Source organism: Thalassospira lucentensis, from assembly GCF_001613805.1.
Lineage (GTDB): Bacteria > Pseudomonadota > Alphaproteobacteria > Rhodospirillales > Thalassospiraceae > Thalassospira > Thalassospira lucentensis_A.
The window spans coordinates 184,501-202,372 of record NZ_LPVY01000012.1 but is presented as its reverse complement, the minus strand read 5'-3'; the positions used below and the strand labels follow the sequence as shown (position 1 = coordinate 202,372).

17 protein-coding genes and 3 tRNA genes are annotated in these 17,872 nt (G+C 53.9%); 7 read left to right on the top strand and 13 right to left on the bottom strand.

All coding sequences use genetic code 11. The features are described 5' to 3' along the window. Positions 1 to 57 precede the first annotated feature (57 nt). Together AUP42_RS11990 and AUP42_RS11985 are read right to left on the bottom strand one after the other, a co-directional pair. The gene (locus AUP42_RS11990; RefSeq protein WP_062951839.1) at positions 58 to 786 is read right to left on the bottom strand and encodes a DUF4198 domain-containing protein; all 729 of its coding nucleotides are present in this window, start codon (positions 784 to 786) and stop codon (positions 58 to 60) included. Between the two features lie 116 nt (positions 787 to 902). Beyond that, positions 903 to 2,225, bottom strand: a complete 1,323-nt coding sequence (locus AUP42_RS11985) for an NAD(P)/FAD-dependent oxidoreductase (RefSeq protein WP_062951838.1) — start codon at positions 2,223 to 2,225, stop codon at positions 903 to 905. A 93-nt stretch (positions 2,226 to 2,318) separates the two neighbouring features. Between AUP42_RS11985 and AUP42_RS11980 the strand changes: the two genes are divergently transcribed. Continuing rightward, complete coding sequence (locus tag AUP42_RS11980) at positions 2,319 to 3,476, top strand: trans-sulfuration enzyme family protein (protein WP_231858259.1); 1,158 nt, start codon at positions 2,319 to 2,321, stop codon at positions 3,474 to 3,476. Positions 3,477 to 3,524: 48 nt separating this feature from the next. Further along, on the top strand, positions 3,525 to 4,580 hold the full coding sequence (locus tag AUP42_RS11975) for a ChaN family lipoprotein (RefSeq protein WP_062951836.1): 1,056 nt from the start codon (positions 3,525 to 3,527) through the stop codon (positions 4,578 to 4,580). Between the two features lie 28 nt (positions 4,581 to 4,608). On the opposite strand, the gene AUP42_RS11970 is transcribed toward AUP42_RS11975, so the two are convergent. The 5 genes from AUP42_RS11970 to AUP42_RS11950 form a co-directional block, all read right to left on the bottom strand. After that, the gene (locus AUP42_RS11970; RefSeq protein ID WP_062951835.1) at positions 4,609 to 5,151 is read right to left on the bottom strand and encodes a Panacea domain-containing protein; all 543 of its coding nucleotides are present in this window, start codon (positions 5,149 to 5,151) and stop codon (positions 4,609 to 4,611) included. Between the two features lie 123 nt (positions 5,152 to 5,274). Beyond that, positions 5,275 to 5,721: a hypothetical protein gene (locus AUP42_RS11965; protein ID WP_062951834.1), complete on the bottom strand. Its 447-nt coding sequence runs from the start codon at positions 5,719 to 5,721 to the stop codon at positions 5,275 to 5,277. Positions 5,722 to 5,846: 125 nt separating this feature from the next. Then, the gene (locus AUP42_RS11960) at positions 5,847 to 6,374 is read right to left on the bottom strand and encodes an adenine phosphoribosyltransferase (RefSeq protein WP_062951833.1); all 528 of its coding nucleotides are present in this window, start codon (positions 6,372 to 6,374) and stop codon (positions 5,847 to 5,849) included. A 112-nt stretch (positions 6,375 to 6,486) separates the two neighbouring features. Continuing rightward, positions 6,487 to 6,708, bottom strand: a complete 222-nt coding sequence (locus tag AUP42_RS11955; RefSeq protein WP_062951832.1) for a hypothetical protein — start codon at positions 6,706 to 6,708, stop codon at positions 6,487 to 6,489. A 240-nt stretch (positions 6,709 to 6,948) separates the two neighbouring features. Continuing rightward, the gene (locus AUP42_RS11950) at positions 6,949 to 7,215 is read right to left on the bottom strand and encodes a hypothetical protein (protein ID WP_062951831.1); all 267 of its coding nucleotides are present in this window, start codon (positions 7,213 to 7,215) and stop codon (positions 6,949 to 6,951) included. Positions 7,216 to 7,489: 274 nt separating this feature from the next. Between AUP42_RS11950 and AUP42_RS11945 the strand changes: the two genes are divergently transcribed. The 3 genes from AUP42_RS11945 to AUP42_RS11935 all read left to right on the top strand — a co-directional run bounded on the left by AUP42_RS11945 (position 7,490) and on the right by AUP42_RS11935 (position 11,004). Continuing rightward, entirely contained in the window at positions 7,490 to 9,202 is a 1,713-nt protein-coding gene (locus AUP42_RS11945) for a methyl-accepting chemotaxis protein (protein WP_231858258.1), read from the top strand. A gap of 279 nt (positions 9,203 to 9,481) precedes the next feature. Next, positions 9,482 to 10,276 (top strand): motility protein A, encoded by a 795-nt coding sequence (locus AUP42_RS11940; RefSeq protein ID WP_062951830.1) that lies wholly within the window; start codon positions 9,482 to 9,484, stop codon positions 10,274 to 10,276. Positions 10,277 to 10,311: 35 nt separating this feature from the next. Further along, on the top strand, positions 10,312 to 11,004 hold the full coding sequence (locus AUP42_RS11935) for an OmpA/MotB family protein (protein ID WP_062951829.1): 693 nt from the start codon (positions 10,312 to 10,314) through the stop codon (positions 11,002 to 11,004). A 22-nt stretch (positions 11,005 to 11,026) separates the two neighbouring features. Here AUP42_RS11935 and AUP42_RS11930 read toward each other — a convergent pair whose 3' ends face one another. The 3 genes from AUP42_RS11930 to AUP42_RS11920 all read right to left on the bottom strand — a co-directional run bounded on the left by AUP42_RS11930 (position 11,027) and on the right by AUP42_RS11920 (position 14,215). After that, positions 11,027 to 11,851 (bottom strand): MBL fold metallo-hydrolase, encoded by an 825-nt coding sequence (locus tag AUP42_RS11930; RefSeq protein WP_062951828.1) that lies wholly within the window; start codon positions 11,849 to 11,851, stop codon positions 11,027 to 11,029. Between the two features lie 105 nt (positions 11,852 to 11,956). After that, entirely contained in the window at positions 11,957 to 12,772 is an 816-nt protein-coding gene (locus tag AUP42_RS11925; protein WP_331710660.1) for an SAM-dependent chlorinase/fluorinase, read from the bottom strand. Between the two features lie 24 nt (positions 12,773 to 12,796). After that, positions 12,797 to 14,215, bottom strand: coding sequence for a tetratricopeptide repeat protein (locus AUP42_RS11920; RefSeq protein WP_062951827.1), 1,419 nt, complete (start codon positions 14,213 to 14,215; stop codon positions 12,797 to 12,799). A 321-nt stretch (positions 14,216 to 14,536) separates the two neighbouring features. Between AUP42_RS11920 and AUP42_RS11915 the strand changes: the two genes are divergently transcribed. Together AUP42_RS11915 and AUP42_RS11910 are read left to right on the top strand one after the other, a co-directional pair. Then, entirely contained in the window at positions 14,537 to 15,787 is a 1,251-nt protein-coding gene (locus AUP42_RS11915) for an EAL domain-containing protein (protein ID WP_062951826.1), read from the top strand. Between the two features lie 82 nt (positions 15,788 to 15,869). Further along, complete coding sequence (locus AUP42_RS11910; protein WP_062951825.1) at positions 15,870 to 17,240, top strand: DNA polymerase IV; 1,371 nt, start codon at positions 15,870 to 15,872, stop codon at positions 17,238 to 17,240. Between the two features lie 89 nt (positions 17,241 to 17,329). Here the strand turns inward: AUP42_RS11910 and AUP42_RS11905 are convergent. The 3 genes from AUP42_RS11905 to AUP42_RS11895 all read right to left on the bottom strand — a co-directional run bounded on the left by AUP42_RS11905 (position 17,330) and on the right by AUP42_RS11895 (position 17,627). Beyond that, positions 17,330 to 17,405 (bottom strand) — tRNA-Glu (locus tag AUP42_RS11905). A gap of 38 nt (positions 17,406 to 17,443) precedes the next feature. Continuing rightward, positions 17,444 to 17,519, bottom strand: a tRNA-Glu gene (locus AUP42_RS11900). Between the two features lie 32 nt (positions 17,520 to 17,551). Then, positions 17,552 to 17,627 (bottom strand) — tRNA-Glu (locus tag AUP42_RS11895). Between the last annotated feature and the right edge of the window lie 245 nt (positions 17,628 to 17,872).

Sequence of the window (17,872 nt, the reverse complement as noted above, 5' to 3'; positions counted from 1 at the left end):
AAACGCGATCACAATGTTTGAGAGAACTGCAAACGCGTTTTCGGCTATGGGAATTGACTAGTGGCTGTGCTCGCCCCCTGCGGTGAATGACAGGGTTGCGAAATGCTGGATCAGGTCCGCATCCGCATTGTTTTCAAGCGGAACGGAATGTTTGACCGCAACAACATTCAGCCCGTCATTGCGCACGGTGATATCGGCAATGCCATCCTGATCGGTTTCACCAATCAGGGTTTCGGCCAGATTGACATAATCGGGAATGATCGCAACACCCGGCAGGGGCTTGCCATCATAAAGCACCCGGACCTTGAAATCGTCACCCGCTTCAAGTTCGGTCGGATTGGAAAGTGGCACGATCTGCAACGGCTGTGCTGGCAAGGCAGGGATATCGCCATGAATATGCAGCAGTGAAACCGAATGTTTCAGATAATGGCCCGCCTGTTTTGCCCCCTCGACGGCTGATTTGGGCTGATTGACCCATTTGCCGTCCGGTCCCTCGGTATAAAAGCCGTTATCGAAATCGATCAGGACAATGGCCGCATCCTCACCCGGTACGATCATGGCATGGGTATCGCGGGCCTCGACCTTGCCTTCGCTGGCTTTGCCGTCTTCGGTCAGAACCGTAACCGATTTGATTTTGGCCGGATCATAGTCATTATCCTCGGCCCCGTGACCATAGATAATTCCATATTCATCCCAGCGCTGCGCAACCCAGACGCCGTGCGCATTGGCGATTTGTGCCGCTCCGAAAAGAGCCAGACCAACACCGACGACCGATGCAAATTTCATTATGAACCTCAAATTAAATGTTATGTTATAACATATCATTTAATTGCACGGGAGATACCCTGCGTCAAGACCGTTTAAACGGCCCCGACATCAGGTCATTCCTCGTCCAGATAAAATCAGACCCGCGTACGCGGCTTGCGAATGGTGCCATCCTCAAACCGTGAAAGCTCCATCCCGGCAAGGGTAATGGATGGCTGCCCGGTTGTGATCCAGTCCGCCAGCACCTTGCCGACCACCGGCCCCATGGCAAATCCGTGGCCGGAAAAACCGGTGGCGACAAAGAAATGTTTGGGATTGTCGAACTGATCGATCACCGGCACCGCATCGGGGGTGACGTCGATATCGCCAGCCCACTTGTCGACAACACCCACCTGTTTGATTTGCGGAAAGACCTTTTGCAAATTGGCCATCGCGTTCTTCACCCGCACTTCGTATGGCTGTGCCTGATTTTCGCGGCGACCGATCAATGGCTGCTGTGATGCCGCCGAACCCGGCAGGCGATCGACCAGATCATCAACAAACCGCCTGTTCAGATGGAATTTGAAGGTCGCCCAGTTGGCAAACAGGCCCGGCGCAAAATCGCGGGCATATTTGAACCGGCCCAATGTCAAATCCAGATCGGTCATGAACTCGTCGGCGATATTCATCGAACCATCGGCGCGCTGACGAAACGCAAGGCCGGATGCCAGCGTTCCGGCGGCCGAAATATCCGGCACCGGAGTTGTACGGATCACCGTACCACGCGTGGTTTGCTGCGGCAGACGGCGTCCGAATTTGGCAACGAATTTATGCGTCGCCGCACCAGCAGCACAGATGACATATTTGCATTTGATCTCGCCACGTTCGGATATCACCGAACTGACTGCACCGCCACTCGTTTCAATGCCAATGGCACCGCAGCCCTCGGCGATGACCGCACCAAGTTCACCAGCACGTTTTGCGATGGCAGGGGCGGCCTTTTTGGGCTCCGCCTGCCCGTCAGAGGGCGTATAAATCCCGCCGACACCGGGGCGCGTGATGCCCGGTGCGATCCGGGCGACACCCTTGGGATCAAGCACCTGCGTTTCGATATCAAATCCTTTTGCGTCTTCGATCCATTGTTCAAATTCGGCCATTTCCGCATCATCGCGGGCAACAAACATGACCCCGCCCTGCCGCCATTCCAGATCAGCGTCCAGTTCCTTTTCAAGCCCCTGCCAGATACGGTTGCATTCGATCATCAGGGGCAATTCAACCGGATCGCGGCCCTGCTGGCGAACAAAACCCCATGCCCGCCCGGACTGATGCGAGGCGATGGTATCCTTTTCCAGAAGGACAACCTTCATGCCCGCCTTGGCAAGGTAATAGGCGCTGGAAGAACCGTGAATCCCGCCACCAATGACGACGACATCGCATTGTTCAGGAAGGTCAATTTGAGGGGCGTTCGGTGTGTGGGGCATTTGAATGGGTCGTTCTCTTGTTTTCGTTTTGGGATGTGGCGCGTTCCACGTTATGTTGCGTGGCAATAAATGACAACAAAATCAGGTGCCACCATGTCTGCCGATAACAAGAAACAGCAACCTGCAACCATCACAGCCCAGGCACTGGGCTGGGTCGAAGAAACCACCCGTTCGGTTACCCCGCCGATCTATCCCTCGACCACATTCGAACGCAATACCGATCTTAGCTATCACGATGGCCGTTGCTATACCCGGACCGACAACCCGACCTATGATCAGGCCTGTGCGGTTCTTGATGCGCTGGAAGGCGGCGCACAGACGCGGCTTTTCGCATCGGGCATGGCCGCCGCGGTTGCGTTGCTGCATGCACTGTCGCCGGGTGATCATGTCGTCGCGCCAAGGGTGATGTACTGGGCACTGCGCAGTTTCATGCTTGATAGCGGTGTGCGCGCCGGTCTGACATTTGATTTCGTTGACAATGGCGACACAGCCGATTGGGTCAGCCATATCAAGCCGGGTAAAACAAAAATGGTCTGGCTGGAAACGCCCGCCAACCCGGATTGGCAGATCACCGATATCGCGGCCGTTGCCGACGCCGCGCACAAGGCCGGTGCGATTGTTGCGGTCGATAATACGGTTGCCACGCCACTTCTGACCCGCCCGATTGAACTGGGTGCTGATATCGTCATGCATTCGGCCACCAAATATCTGAACGGGCATAGCGACGTTCTGGCAGGCACCCTGACCACCGCAAACAAGGACAGCGAATTCTGGCAACGGGTCTGCAAACAGCATGCTGGCGGCGGCGGAGTTCTGGGCGTGTTCGAAGCATGGCTTCTTTTGCGTGGTATGCGCACCCTGTCAATCCGCGTCGAACGGGCCAGTGCCAATGCGATGGCGATTGCACGCCATTTCGAAAACCACCCCGAAGTCGCACAGGTCCAGTATCCCGGCCTTGAAAGCCATGTCGGCCATGACATTGCCAAACGCCAGATGAATGGCGGCTTTGGCGGCATGATGTCGATCCGGGTCAAGGGTGGCGGCGCGCGGGCCGTGGATTTCCATAATCAGTGCAAGCTGTTTAAACGCGCGACATCACTTGGCGGGGTCGAAAGCCTGATCGAACACAGATCGTCGGTCGAAGGCCCGACAAGCCCGGTGCCCGATGATCTGTTGCGTTTGTCTGTTGGTATCGAAGATATCAATGACTTGATCCATGATATTGAAACCGCCCTGACTTTGAGTAAATAAAGTCGGATTGTAAATTGGCCAATCAATGGACTGGAAATTCCACGCGTGATGAAAACTGCGTTTCGTGCCCGCACACGATATTGTTTCAAACAGTCATTTTCACTGTGTCTTGCCGTAACGGCAATGATCGCGGCGACGGAATTTTCGGTTCGGTCGGCACAGGCACAAGCCGCCGGGCCAAGCCAACCGGCAAGCGTTCGTGATATTCCCGATGCGGATGCCCTGCCACCGGCCCCCGGACTGATCTTTGATATGGCCGGACAGCGCTATGTCATGTTTGACGACATGGTTTCGCGCCTTGCCGGGAGCCGTTTTGTCCTGATTGGTGAAAAACATGACAACCCGATCCACCACCATCATCAGGCCCAATTGGTCCGCGCGCTAAGCAAACGCGAAAACACCAAGCGGGCGGTTGTCTGGGAAATGTTTAATCGCGACCAGCAGGAAAGCCTTGATCAGGCGTGGCAGACTGTATCCCCCGATGAACTCGGCAGTGAAATGAATTGGGGTGAGAGCGGCTGGCCTTCCTGGCACGACTATGCCCCGATTGCCGAGGCAGCCCGGGAAAACGGGTTATCTATGGTTGCTGGCAACCTGCCCCAGAATGTCCTGCGCCCCATGATCAGCGAAGGTATCAGCGCCCTGCCGACAGAGCTTGCAGAAAAGCTTGCATTACCGCCCCTGCCCGATGACATTGCCGCGCGCTTTGATCAGGAAATTGCCGAGGGTCACTGCAATATGCTGCCCAAATCGCAACTGCCTGCTTTCTCGCTTGTGCAGTTTGCCCGCGATGCCTCGCTGGCCCGTGCGATGATTGATGCACATAATGCCGGCAGCAGGGATGGCGCATTCCTGATTGCCGGTGCCATGCATGTGCGCGACGATATCGCCGTGCCCTATCACCTGCGTCGTTATTCACCAGATTTGACCGATAATGACATTGCGGTCGTCATCCTGGTCGAGGCCGACGATCCGGGCGAAAACCTTCCGGGGGTGAATGACTATGCCCTGCGGATGGGATCGGAAGATATTGCGGATTTCATGTGGTTTACCAATGACCTGCCACGCACCGATCCGTGCGAAGACATGAATATCGGCCAATAATCATCTGCAATCGTGACGATTTGATCGGTTATTTAATACGGCGGGGCAACCAGTCAGTGGTCGCGACCGGCTTACCCTTGTGCGACCGCATGACGCGCGGGCGGACGACTTCCTTTGCCTCGGGCGTGGTGGCACTTTTGCGGACAGAGGCATAAAAATCGACCATCACCTGAAACGGGATCAGCGTCCCCGGTGCCTGTTTATAGGCATCAAGATAAGGTGGATGATTGCGCACGGTCTCGCTGAGATGTTCGACCGAGTGATGGCCGAACTGCGACCAGATGCTTTCAATGAAATGCTGCGTTTTGGGATCAACCGATTTAAGCCGCACATCCGGACGGCTTTCTTCCATCACTGCATAAACATTGGGTTCAATTGGTCCGATATCATCAGCGACAAATATGGCGGGCATCAACATCCGACCATGATAATTCGCACCGTAATAGGCCTGTGCAAGATACAGCAGACGATGAAGCTTTTGCGGTTGCAGATATTCGTTATCGTTCAGCGCATGATCAATCAGGCGAAAAACGGCTTCGAAAACGGAATTGAGGACCGGCTTGTTCTGCATATCAGATCCAGCAATGGAAACGCATGATCAAGCCGTGATCATAATGCCGCAGGGATGGGACAACAAGGACCGGTAAAGAATGTTTTCAATTTTGAAGAAGGCTCGGGCCTGTCGCCCGGCATATCAGATATAGGCGTCCACCCGCGTACCGCGAACACCAGCTCCATGCACGACGGCGTTGACAACCGCATAGAACGAGGTGCCGCTATTCACACTCAGATCAAACGGGATTTCCGGATCAAGGAAACTTGCGAAATCGATGTCGCTTTCAGATGAAATCGCCCCTTCGCGATCACTGGCACGACGGGCGGCGGAAAAACGGCTTTGCTCCGCGCGCTGGTCTTTCTGCTCACCTGCGCTGCCCTGACCGGAATTTCTGCTGCCCTTGCCATCGATATAGGCATTGAACAGGATACCGTCATTATCGGGGTCATAGGTGTAATGTTCGCTGGGTGCCTGAACCTGGGCATTGCGATCAACCGTCGCCATACCGCGCGCACCAGCGGCTGCAAGTCTGCCATACTGGCTGACTTGGCTTACGGACTGGTTATTGACGGCAGGTACGACCATTTTCCTCTCTCCAGCCGAAACCGGAACATATTACAGCATCATTCAACTGTAAGATTATATCCCAATTACGACCCAAAAGAGACAAGAATCGTCATTTTTCAAGGTTCAGAACCGGTTTTGAGGCGTCAATCGCCTTCAAATTCGACCTGATGGAAGACATCGACACCACGATCACGGATTTTTTGCGCCCCGCCGATATCGGGAAGATCAATGATGAAGGCACAACCGGCAACCTCGCCCCCCGCCTTTTCAATCAGATCAATCGCGGCAAGCGCCGTGCCACCCGTCGCAATCAGGTCATCCATCACCAGAACGCGCTGACCGGGCTTGATTGCATCGGTGTGCATTTCGATCACGTCCGAGCCGTATTCAAGTTCATATTCGACTTCGATGGTCTCGGCCGGAAGTTTGCCGCGTTTGCGGATCGGAACAAAACCGACACCAAGGGCGACCGCCACGGCCGGACCAATGATAAAGCCGCGCGCCTCGATGCCGGCAATCACGTCGATCTTTTTATCCTGGAATTCGGCGGCAAAACCGTCGACCACATCGCGCAAGCCGTCTGCATCGGCAAACAGTGTTGTGATATCGCGAAACATGATTCCCTTTTTCGGGTAATCGGGAATGGTACGGATCAGCGATTTGATCGACATGGGAGAACTCCGGTCGAGGTTAACCTGAAAAACAAAACCGCCATCTTTAACACCAGATGGCGGTTTGAAATCAAGTATTCCGGAATATTGGCGGCAAATACCGCAGTGGTGACTAGGCCGCGTGTGCCGCGCTTCGGTGCATTACAGCACCGTTGGCTGCAACGAAGTCGTTGGCAAGTTTCTTGCTGATTTCGGCACGCGTCCCGCGCGGCAAACCGGTCCCGGCTGCCTGCCGGTTACCCCATACTGCACGGTAAAGGCGGTAATCATGATCATTGATCTGACCAAATACTTTTTCAACTTCCATCAAGGTCTGGACATAACTTTTGTTCATGTCAGCCATCCTGTTGCTCGTGATGTTCCGAATGACAATCCCCTTCGGAATAACAACGCCCGGTTAACCCAGCGCATCGTCAAGCAGCGATATAATCCCCTAAAGGCCGCGTCTCAACGGCAGGACGGTGACAAGATCGGGAATATTTTGTGACACCCCGCCTTAATCGACGAAAGTGTCTATAAAACAATATTTTGGCTGAGTGAAAAAATCCGCCATTTCGCAGATACCAGGATCGTCTCAATGCATCTTTTTGTTGGCGTCGGCCTGGCGGACTTCTTCGTCCATTTTCTTTTTAAGGGCATCGGCATATTCGCCGTAAATACGGCCTTCGATAGACAGTTCGAGAAACCGGATATAGTCCTGCTGATTGTCGATTTTGGCGCGTGCAACCGGGATCACATCAAACGGACTTTCAGCATCCAGCCCGTATTTGCGGATCAGCTCCAGCATCTCGGCTGTGATCTGTTCGAGCTTTTTCTGCGCGTCCGAAAATGAAATGCTCATGATGTTTTCCTGTTCTGACAAGATCGGCTGCCCGTTATGCCCTGCCCTGCGGCCTGTGACAAGGTTTCGCTCCGCACCAAAACCTATACGATCAGACAGCAACCTATCCGAATAAACCTGCCCTTGCCCGCGGTCACTTGAGACAAATCAAAGACCCGCAAGCCACATACCCCGATGCTCCGTGCGGGACAGTTTGATACGGATCGGCGACAGATCAACAGGTCGTCGGTGGTCCGTCATGCATGCATTTGCATTATCCGATCGGGGATCAGTGATGAAGTTGTTATCGGCTTTCAATGCCATGGGCATTCGCAAACGCTTTATGTGGGCGTCGGCCTTCGGCGTGACGTCAACCGTGATCATCGCACTTGCCATGATGATGTTTGCCGAAGAAAAGGCAATGGATGCCAAGCTTCATCAGCTCAGCCAGAACGAACTGACATCGCTTCACGCGTTGATTGTCAATGTCATGGCCGCCCGCCCCGATGACTCGGATGACATCGGGATCGATGTTTTCAATAACTGGTTTGAAAGCCGCAATCTGGATTACCCCGGCGAGCTGTGGTCTGCCTGGGGGCCAACGACAATGGCCTACATGAAGGAATATGGTGACAAGGACCTCAAAACACCGCGCGATGCCATTGATCAGGAAGCAATTGAAACCGGTGAAACCATCGGTCGCTATACTGACGACGGAACCTATCGCCTGTCTATGCCGATTGTTCTGGGCGTGACCAAGGGTGCCGAGCGAGAGGTTTGTTTTAGCTGCCACGGCGCGATGGAAGCCGAAAAAGGCGACGTGATTGCCGTTCTGTCATCAAGCCTTTCGGTCGCCCCCGAACAGGCAAAAACCAATCAGATCCTGATCAGCATTGTGATTGGCGGTATCGCGATTGCGATTGCCACCATCTTTGGCATGCGGTTGCTACTTTCCAAAATCGTGACCGAGCCACTCAGCAAGCTGGGCTCGGTCATGACCGATCTTGCCGACGGCAAAACCGATCTCGTCATCCATGATCTGGACCGCAAAGACGAAATTGGTCGCATGGCTCAATCGGTTGATGTGTTCCGGACCAATGCGATTGCCAAGAAACGTATGGAAGCCGAACAGGAAGCTGCGTCACGCAAACGCGAAGAACGCATGCAGACGCTTGAAAAGCATATCGGTGGTTTCGAAAGCGTGATTGCCAATATTGTCGGTTCGGTTTCGACTTCGGCAGATCGCATGCAAAGCACGGCCCGTGCACTCGTGGGGGCCGCCGATCTGGCCAGCAAGAGTGCCACCACAGTTGCCGCCGCGTCCGAAGAAGCCACCGTTAATGTCCGCACAGTGGCCGATGCAGCGGAACATCTGTCTCATTCCATTACCCAGATCGGAGACCAGGCACACCATTCAACCGAAATCACCGCCGAGGCATCCCGCGAAGCCGAAGCTTCCAGTAAAACCGTTGCCGGTCTTTCCGAAGTCGCCGGTCGTATTGGCGAGATTGTCGAACTGATCAGCGACATTGCCGGTCAGACCAATCTTTTGGCGCTGAACGCAACCATCGAGGCCGCCCGCGCGGGCGAAGCAGGCAAAGGGTTTGCCGTAGTCGCCGCGGAGGTCAAAAATCTTGCCAACCAGACGGCCCGTGCCACCAGTGAAATTTCCGAACAGATTTTGGCAATTCAGGAAGAAACCGGCAAAACAGTCCAGTCGATGGACGATATTTCCGATGTTATTTCCCGCATTACCAATATCACCAACACGATTTCCGATGCGGTACGTGAACAGGCCGACGCCACGGGTGAAATCGCACAGAATGTCGAACAGGCTGCCATCGGCACACAGGAAGTCAGCAGCAATATCGAACGCGTCAGCGATACGGTTGCGGAAACCGATAAGGCCGCCCATCAGGTTCTCAAAGTTGCCGAGGAACTCGGCCAGCTATCAACCGAACTTCGCAGTGAAGTCGATAGTTTCCTGATCAGTATCCGGTCAGCCTGAACACAAAATACACTTCAATCGAAGCCATACCCCCCGCGCCGTCCCGTACGGTTGCGGGGTTTGTGTTTTTGCACCTTGTAATGACTGCAGGAAGGACAAAATTAAATGGTTACAGCATGTTATGAAAAAATATGGCTTCCGTGAACGGCTTGGCACGAATTTTAACCTGACGGCAACGGCTTATATGTCTATTCTGTCAAAAAAAGAGGTTCAACTCTTTAAAGTTCTAAATGGGTTGGGGGTATTCGAGCGGTTCACGCTTGGAGAAAATAAAAAACGATGTCGTTTACGACAATTTTGGGGATTATGGTCGGACTGGGGCTGTTCATTGGCTCAATTTTCATTTCGACCGACAACTATTTTGTTTTCATAAGCCTGTCGAGTGCGTTGATGGTTATCGGCGGCACATTGGCAGCGACCTTTATTGCCTATGAAGCGCGCTATGTTCTGCTCGCGCTGAAACTTATCTTTAAAATCTTTCGGGCACCGCAAATGGGCCGTGGCCAACTGACCGGCGAAGTCGGCCGCGTGGTCAAATGGGGCTATCTGCTTCAGAAAAAAGGCATCAACGCGCTGGAACAGGAAGCACAGCGTGTCGGCAAGGATGAGCCGTTCCTGGGTTGGGCGATGGAAGTCGTGATCACCGGATACAACGGTGATGAAACCGCCGAAATGCTTCATAATGCGATTGAAAACGCGTTCAACCGTAATCTGGTGCCGGTTTCCATCCTGAAAAACATGGCAGGTGCCGCACCGGCATTTGGCATGATCGGGACATTGGTTGGTCTGGTGATCATGCTTGATAAAATGGCTGACGATCCAACACAGCTTGGTGCGGGTCTTGCGATTGCGCTGATCACGACGCTTTACGGGATCGTTGCCGCCCGGTTCTTTTTCATGCCAGCCGCCAGCAAAATCCAGCAGCGTGAAGAAATCATGCGGTTTCGCAATTATCTGATTGCAGAAGGCCTGATCATGCTGGCTGATCGCAAGGGACCGCGCGCGATCCAGGACAAAATGAATTCGTTCCTTGATCCGGCAATCCATTTCAATATCGACAAGTCTGCCAAATAGCAGCTGCAAGATATTTTTGAAGACAGGAGGCCATAATGGCCCGGCGCAAGTCACCCATGGGGCAACGCAAGGACGAACCGGTCGATGAAGACTGGATGGCAACCTATGCGGACGCAATCACGCTTCTGATGGCATTCTTTGTCATGCTGGTCAGCTTTTCAAAGGTTGAAATTCCGCTGTTTGAAAAGGTCCAGTCCGGTATCGCAGAACAAATCGGCAAGCGCGATATTGTGCGCCCGACCCAGGTCCTTGAAACCGACCTGAAGGATGTCGTCTTCAATATGTCTATGGACAGTGCTGTCAATGTTTCGACAGATGATGAAGGTATCCTGATGGAACTTGGCGGCGGTTCATTCTTTCATCCCGGTTCGGCCAATCTGACACAGGATGCCGTACTTTTCCTGAAGGATGTCGGTGATCTTTTAAAGGAACCCCGATACCTTGGCTTTCAGATCGAGGTCACGGGGCATACCGATGACAGCCCGATTAGCACACCACGCTTCCCGTCAAACTGGGAACTGGCAGCCGGGCGGGCCATTGCCGTTGTCCGTTTTCTAACCGCCGTCGGGGTTGATCCTGACAGTGATCGCATGCGGGCAATTTCCTATGGCGATACCAAGCCGAAATTGCCAAACCGTGATGACGACGGCAATCCGATCGAGGAAAACCGCGAAGCAAACCGGCGCATTGATATCCGCGTATTCCCGAAATATTCGCGCGTCTTCTGACCGTTTGTCGGCCAAGCTTTCCCTATTCGATCACGACAACCATTTCATCGCGTGCGGCAAAGGTATTTGACCATTGGGAACGTGCCTTTTGCTCGATCACGGTCATTGCCCCATCATTGTGATCGGGATCATGATGAAAAAGGGCAAGGCGTTTGGCATTTGCCGCCCGGCATAGCCGAATACCTTCCTGCCAGGTTGAATGCCCCCACCCGACTTTGGCCGGAAACTCTTCGTCCGTGTAAGTACTGTCATAGATCACCAGATCGGCATTCTGGATAAAGTCCAGGATCACCTCATCAGGTTGATCGGGGACATGTTCGGTATCGGTGACATAGCAAACCGACTTGCCAGCATATTCGACCCGATAAGCTGTCGCACCATTCGGGTGGCGCAACGGTGCTGTCCGTATCGCAATCCCGTCGGCCGGGTTAAGGACAGAACCAACCGGAAAATCTTCGAATGTCAGCTTTGACTTCATTGCCGATAACGGTACCGGAAATGTCGGGTCAGCCATCTGGGCCGAAAACACGCGCTCAACCCCGCCCTGCTCCGTCAGGTGCCCTGCCAGAACATGGAACCGTGCGACCGGGTTATAAGCCGGGACAAAGAAGGGAAAGCCATTGATATGATCCCAGTGGGTGTGGGTCAGATAAATACTGGCCTCTGTGACCTTGCGCCGGATCAGATCCTTGCCAAGGTTTCGAATACCGGTACCCGCGTCAAAGATCAGGGTCTGATCTCCGATCCGCATTTCGACACAGCTGGTATTGCCGCCATAAACAACATGATCGGGCGACGGACAGGCAATGCTTCCGCGAACTCCCCAGAACTTGACGTCAATTGCCATTCACTGCCCTTCACATCTATCTGCGGCCATCGCCAGCGGCGAATGCATCAATCAGGTTGAAATATAACACTCATTTCGGACAAGCCAATTGTCCTCGTTCTATTTCTAATCTCTGATGAAAACCGCTGTACCAATCTCTGCGCCGAAAACCTGATCCGCCCGACCGCAATTCACGGCAATTTCGCAAAGCCCGATTGAATTGCGATAATGAAATCCATATCCAAGTTCAACATCTGAAAACGTCCGTGCGGGCGAAAGCAACTGCCCGTTAATCAGAAGCGACAGGCTACGATTCTGCCAGCCCGGTGCGGCAACAAGCCCTGTCATCAGGTTACCGTATGTGTCGACATAAATGATTTCCGAAAGTTCGTCAGGCCAGCTCTGTGCAGGAACATAGCGCTGTGCTGGATCAATATCGGCTAGCGCGACCGGCTCGCCCTTCGCAATCATACAGGCGACCGGGGCAAAAATATCGCGCCCGTGAAAGCTGGCCGATGCGTTCGCAGGATACCAGTTGATAACTTTGACACGACATTTCCCGGCCCGCCGGATCAAGATTTCAAATAACCCGTTATCCGGCCCGACAAATAATACACCGTCACATTCAACAACAAGGCCGCGCCGTTGGCTGCCAACACCGGGATCAACAACACAAAGAACAACGTCGCCGGGATGAAATTCGCGTGAAAGTGCCGCCAGAAGATACGCCGAAGCCTTGGGATTGCGATCCGGTGCATCCACCATCAGATCGCAAACCGTTACATCAGGCGCCTCGCGATGAACAACCGCGCGCATGGCCCCGCTATAAGGGCCCGTTACACCAAAATCGCTGAAAATCAGGATCATGTCGGATGTCCGGTCAATCGGAAAACCGGCAGTAAATAGCCGGTTCAGATCAAAGGCCGGGTAATATGCTGCCATAAACATCCGGCCTTTAAAGTATGGTTATTTAACCTCGCAGAACTGCCCGCTACGTTTCAGTTCTGCACAAATCGAACTGGCGGAACTATCGCTAAGCCCGGTTGCCATCAGTCGGAAATAGGTGCCCTTGCCCGGAATGGTTGCCTGTGTCACACCATGCTGAAGCGATGCAAGCTGGGTATAGCGTTGCGTCAGAATTTGCCAGCCGCGTTCAGCCTGTGCCTGACTGCGATAAGATGCCAGATGCACGCTTTTGCCGCCTGCGGTCGCAGCTAACGAACTTGCCGCCTTCGGTGCCGCCGCCATCTCGCCGCCGGACTGGACCGCGCGACTTTCACCGGTCGCAACACGACGAACCGGTTCACCGGAGCTCAGCGTCGTAACATTTGCCTGCGCCGGTTCAACTATTGCGGCCTCGATGGCATCGCGCTCGCGCTTGAATTCATCGGGCGTTACCAGTTTCATCTGCGACAAATCCTCGATCCGCGCGATCTGGCGGGCAGCATCCATCAACCCCTGTGGCGCGGGGGGCGGTGTTGCACGCTGGCGCGGCTGCGCAGGCAGAAGTGCATCAAGAATTGTCGTGCGCTCGTTAACATGTTCCTGCACCGTGATGGCACCAATCTGAAGCGCACGGTTCAGTTGGTTCAAACGCTGCTCGACCTGTGCACTGTCAGGGGGCGGGTTATCCAGAAAGGCCGCTGGTGCCGGCTGGCTCATTGGCAGAAGTGCACCCAAATTGGCCGAACGGCGAGCCGAATATTCTTCTGGTGTGACAAGACCAGCGGCCTGCAAATCACGCATCGTCGCAAACCGTTTTGCAATGGCCTCGTCACCGGCGCTTAATGCCGCACCAGCAGGCATATCTGCCGTACGCACACGTGCCCCTGCGCCCGCAACCATCGGCGTTGCAGCCAAAGCATTTGATTGCGCGACCATTGGTTGGGTTGCTGTACCAAGTCCGGCCGGTGCAGTGGCAATCTGGTCGTTGATGCTAAGCGAACCTGGAAGGCCACGCTGCAGACGCATGAGATTGAATTCGGCAGCATCCCGCAACGGGCGCGGTTGCGTCCCGCTGGCGGTTGTCATCAAAACCGTTCCGGGCGGGTTCATCGCAATCAGCGTATCATAGCCATCACGTGCCCGATCCGCCCGGTTGGTGTTCTGATACAAAACGGACCGCCACAAAAGTGCATGCCCGTCCTGGGGATTCTTGCGCAGCGCCTCGTCAAAGAATTTTTCGGCCGACGCATAATCACCGGTCGCCAACTGTTGCAATCCATTGGCGGTGTAATTTTCATCGGTAAACGACGTTGCCTCGTCCCAGAAATCCTGATCAAGCAGTGGCGCACAGCCCGACACCCATGAAACCATGCCGATAACGGCAAGGCTTCTGCCGCCGATCCTCAGCCAGTCTCCGGTCCGCATTGCGGATACCTTCATGGTGCCAACCCCCTATTATTAAAGACAATTCAGGGAGCATGTTTCGCAGCCTGTCGTCAAGTCCAAGGCGCACAGATCAATCTTTTCCCTGATTGTGGTCCAGTCTGCCCGATGGCTGCGAACAATTCGTTAAAAGCATTTTCCAAACCCGGAAACTATGCGATAGGACATGTCCAAAATATAATTTGTAAAAAGATATTATATGCCGGGTGCCCCCTGTTAACGCGGCATTCAGGGACAATATGGTTTGATAGATGGTTCCATACCATTGTATGAATTCACAATATCAGGAATTAATCCTGTCTCTGTCGGGGAAGAATATTGATTGAGCCGAAACAATATGGCCAACAGGCCCTTCAGGAATACCTGATGCTTGACTATGTCCAGCGCCTGGAAACCCGTAAATTCGGGCACCGCGCTGTTCATATTCATTTGTCACGGCTTAAACCCTTCCACCGGCGAGACTATCATATTCGCGTCGCGACCAATACTTTCGAAAGCTATGTAAAGCTTTATGTCGGCCGTATTTTCGTACTGAGCAACAACGACCTTCTGTTCATCTGGAAAGACAAATCGATTGCCGATGTCGAGCCGGCTGTTGATACCCTGCGCTATCTTTTCCGCGATGATCCGCTATCCCAGGACGAAAGCGAAGAAACCGGCTTTTGTACATGGTACAACCTGAATACGGAATTTCAGGAATTCCTGCTTCTTTGCCAGCACCTTGATGAACGCGCCAAAAAACTGCAGCAAAGCAACAACCTGCGTCCGGTGCAAAAACCGATTGATGCACTAAGCCCGATCAATGCGGAAAATCTGGCACAGCTCGAAGACACCATTCATTCAGCCGATCTGTCCGAGCATATCCGTCAGCAACCGGTTTGCGTCTTTGCCCGTGCCGGGTCGAAGGAACTGCATCCGGTTTTCGACGAGTTTTTTGTCTCGATTGCCGATCTTCGCAACGCGATAATGCCCAATATCGACCTCGCATCAAATCGCTGGCTTTTCCAGCACATGACCGAAGTCCTTGATAAACGCATGCTGAACTATCTGTGCAAGCGGACTTTCAAGACACATGCCACTTCGTTCTCGATCAACCTTAATCTCGAAACACTGACATCCCGTGACTTCGAGCGCTTTGATGAAGTTGTCCGCAAAAAATGGCCCGGCAATGTGATCCTTGAGCTTAATCAGGTTGATCTGTTTTCGAACCTCGAAACCTATTTGCGGCTGCGCGATGAATTCCATGAACGCGGCTATCGCGTTTTGATCGACAACCTGACTGTTGAAGCCCTATCGTTTGTTGATCGCAAAAGCCTTAAGGCCGATTTCATCAAGGTCGCCTGGCGCGAAGAAATGACCGATAACGTCATCCGCAAGAAATACTCCGAAATGGACAATCTTGTGAAAAACTCTGGTCGGGAGCGCGTGATCCTGTGTCGTTGCGACAGCCCGACCGCCATCAAATTCGGCCAATCGCTCGGGATTACCCTGTTCCAGGGTCGCTATATCGACAACATGATAGCCCGTCAGCGCCGGGCCAAACGCGCGGCCGCCGCCCAGAAACGCTGATCCTGACAATTCCTGTCACCTGACCGCTTTGTCCCGCGTTTCTCCTCTTGGCAGAACGGGAACAAAAGAAGTACAAATAGGCATGATCTATGCGCTTTGCCCCGATTGCCATCACAAATGGCGCTTCCACGCAGACCGGCCGCTTGCCAAAAGCGGCGAAGGGGCCTATGTGCCCTGCCCGGTCTGTGGGGGAAAACGCGGGATTGCGCATGCGGAGTTGCCCGACCTTCGGATCGGCCATCTAGATTGCGATGCCTTTTATGCCTCTATCGAAAAGCGCGACCGGCCTGAACTGATTGATCAGCCCGTCATCATTGGCGGCGGACATCGCGGGGTTGTTTCCACCTGTTGTTATGTTGCGCGCAAATTCGGCGTGCGATCCGCGATGCCCGCCTTCAAGGCGCGAGAATTATGTCCGAATGGCGTTTTCCTGAAACCCGACATGGCGAAATATCAGCGCGAGGGATACCGGGTACGTGACATGATGCGCGCCATAACCCCGGACATTGAACCGCTTTCAATTGACGAGGCGTTTCTTGACCTGACCAACGCGCAAGAAGCGCATGGCAAAACAGCCGCCGAATGCCTGATCGAACTTCAGGCGCAAATCCGGCGCGATGTCGGCATCACGGTTTCCATCGGGCTTTCCTACAACAAGTTTCTGGCCAAGATCGCATCGGACCTCAATAAACCGTTCGGCTTTTCAATGATCGGCGCGGCAGAAGCCGTATCGTTCCTTGCCGATAAACCGGTACGCATGATGTGGGGCGTTGGACCGGCGATGGAGCGCAAGCTGCGCGACGACGGCATCACCACCATCGGACAGATGCAGGAACTTGATATACATGCCTTGCAGGGCCGTTACGGCAGCATTGGCAAACGGTTCTTCCATTTTTCGCGCGGGCAGGACAATCGTCGGGTCGAACAATGCAGCGAGCGTAAAAGCCTGTCATCGGAAACCACCTTCAACGAGGACATTTCCGACCTTGATGAGCTGGTCGATATCGCCAAGCGCCTGACGGCGCGTGTTGCCAGCGACCTCGCACGCAAGGAAATCGCGGGCCATACCGTTGTCCTGAAACTGAAATCAGCGGATTTCAAAACGCGGACGCGCAACATGCGCCTGACCTACCCGACATTGCGCGAGGATCTGATCCTTGAAACCGCCCTGACGCTTTTGAAAAAGGAAGTTGATGGCACGCGTTATCGCCTTCTGGGCGTCGGTGTTGCCGATCTTTTCCCGGCCGATACAGCCGACCCTGCCGATCTGTTTGGCGAAGCCGAAGAAACCGCACCCGTCGAATTGATCGAAGATAACGGCGAAAGCACCCTGCCCCCGGCCCGCCAGATCCCGCAAATCCCGCGGCCGACGGCAGAACAATTGCGCGAAAGCCTGACACGGCGGTATCGCCTGCATAAAAAAACATCGCGTCAGCATCGTTTCGGGTTTTAGCGTTTCAGTTGCTTGATTGGCTAAAAACGAAAAATGCCCGTCATGAACCGAACGAGCATTGCAATCAGGATAATCTTTTTGGAAGAAGATGGCGTCCCCTAGGGGATTCGAACCCCTGTTGCCGCCGTGAAAGGGCAGTGTCCTAGGCCTCTAGACGAAGGGGACGCAAATCGCGATGCGATCTTATGTATGGTCTGCTTTGGTGGCGTCCCCTAGGGGATTCGAACCCCTGTTGCCGCCGTGAAAGGGCAGTGTCCTAGGCCTCTAGACGAAGGGGACACAGTCACCAAAATGCAGTCCGTGTTAACGAGTGGCGTCCCCTAGGGGATTCGAACCCCTGTTGCCGCCGTGAAAGGGCAGTGTCCTAGGCCTCTAGACGAAGGGGACGCAGCGCGTTAACGAGGCCGGTTTTTAGCGATTGGGTCGGGTAAGGTCAAGCGCGTTTTTCGCCGCTGTGACGTTTTTTTTAATCCCCCACCTTAAATAGGGCGATAACACGCCAAAAGCCGGGAAATCCAAGCATCCTGTTTAACCGCAAGGATCACCGCACGATCATGCAATATCCTTGTCCAACACATGTACGAACGCATGTCCGCAACGACAACCGCAAAGGCACCTGCCCAAAACCGTTT

What these genes read in the sequence shown, in the direction of transcription:
- AUP42_RS11975 (WP_062951836.1), top strand. Translation starts at nt 3,525, where the DNA reads ATGAAAACTGCGTTTCGTGCCCGCACACGATATTGTTTCAAACAGTCA.
- AUP42_RS11935 (WP_062951829.1), top strand. Translation starts at nt 10,312, where the DNA reads ATGGCCCGGCGCAAGTCACCCATGGGGCAACGCAAGGACGAACCGGTC.
- AUP42_RS11960 (WP_062951833.1), bottom strand. Translation starts at nt 6,374, where the DNA reads ATGTCGATCAAATCGCTGATCCGTACCATTCCCGATTACCCGAAAAAG.
- AUP42_RS11950 (WP_062951831.1), bottom strand. Translation starts at nt 7,215, where the DNA reads ATGAGCATTTCATTTTCGGACGCGCAGAAAAAGCTCGAACAGATCACA.
- AUP42_RS11930 (WP_062951828.1), bottom strand. Translation starts at nt 11,851, where the DNA reads ATGGCAATTGACGTCAAGTTCTGGGGAGTTCGCGGAAGCATTGCCTGT.
- AUP42_RS11980 (WP_231858259.1), top strand. Translation starts at nt 2,319, where the DNA reads ATGTCTGCCGATAACAAGAAACAGCAACCTGCAACCATCACAGCCCAG.
- AUP42_RS11985 (WP_062951838.1), bottom strand. Translation starts at nt 2,225, where the DNA reads ATGCCCCACACACCGAACGCCCCTCAAATTGACCTTCCTGAACAATGC.
- AUP42_RS11945 (WP_231858258.1), top strand. Translation starts at nt 7,490, where the DNA reads ATGAAGTTGTTATCGGCTTTCAATGCCATGGGCATTCGCAAACGCTTT.
- AUP42_RS11925 (WP_331710660.1), bottom strand. Translation starts at nt 12,772, where the DNA reads ATGGCAGCATATTACCCGGCCTTTGATCTGAACCGGCTATTTACTGCC.
- AUP42_RS11965 (WP_062951834.1), bottom strand. Translation starts at nt 5,721, where the DNA reads ATGGTCGTACCTGCCGTCAATAACCAGTCCGTAAGCCAAGTCAGCCAG.
- AUP42_RS11920 (WP_062951827.1), bottom strand. Translation starts at nt 14,215, where the DNA reads ATGAAGGTATCCGCAATGCGGACCGGAGACTGGCTGAGGATCGGCGGC.
- AUP42_RS11940 (WP_062951830.1), top strand. Translation starts at nt 9,482, where the DNA reads ATGTCGTTTACGACAATTTTGGGGATTATGGTCGGACTGGGGCTGTTC.
- AUP42_RS11955 (WP_062951832.1), bottom strand. Translation starts at nt 6,708, where the DNA reads ATGAACAAAAGTTATGTCCAGACCTTGATGGAAGTTGAAAAAGTATTT.
- AUP42_RS11990 (WP_062951839.1), bottom strand. Translation starts at nt 786, where the DNA reads ATGAAATTTGCATCGGTCGTCGGTGTTGGTCTGGCTCTTTTCGGAGCG.
- AUP42_RS11970 (WP_062951835.1), bottom strand. Translation starts at nt 5,151, where the DNA reads ATGCAGAACAAGCCGGTCCTCAATTCCGTTTTCGAAGCCGTTTTTCGC.
- AUP42_RS11910 (WP_062951825.1), top strand. Translation starts at nt 15,870, where the DNA reads ATGATCTATGCGCTTTGCCCCGATTGCCATCACAAATGGCGCTTCCAC.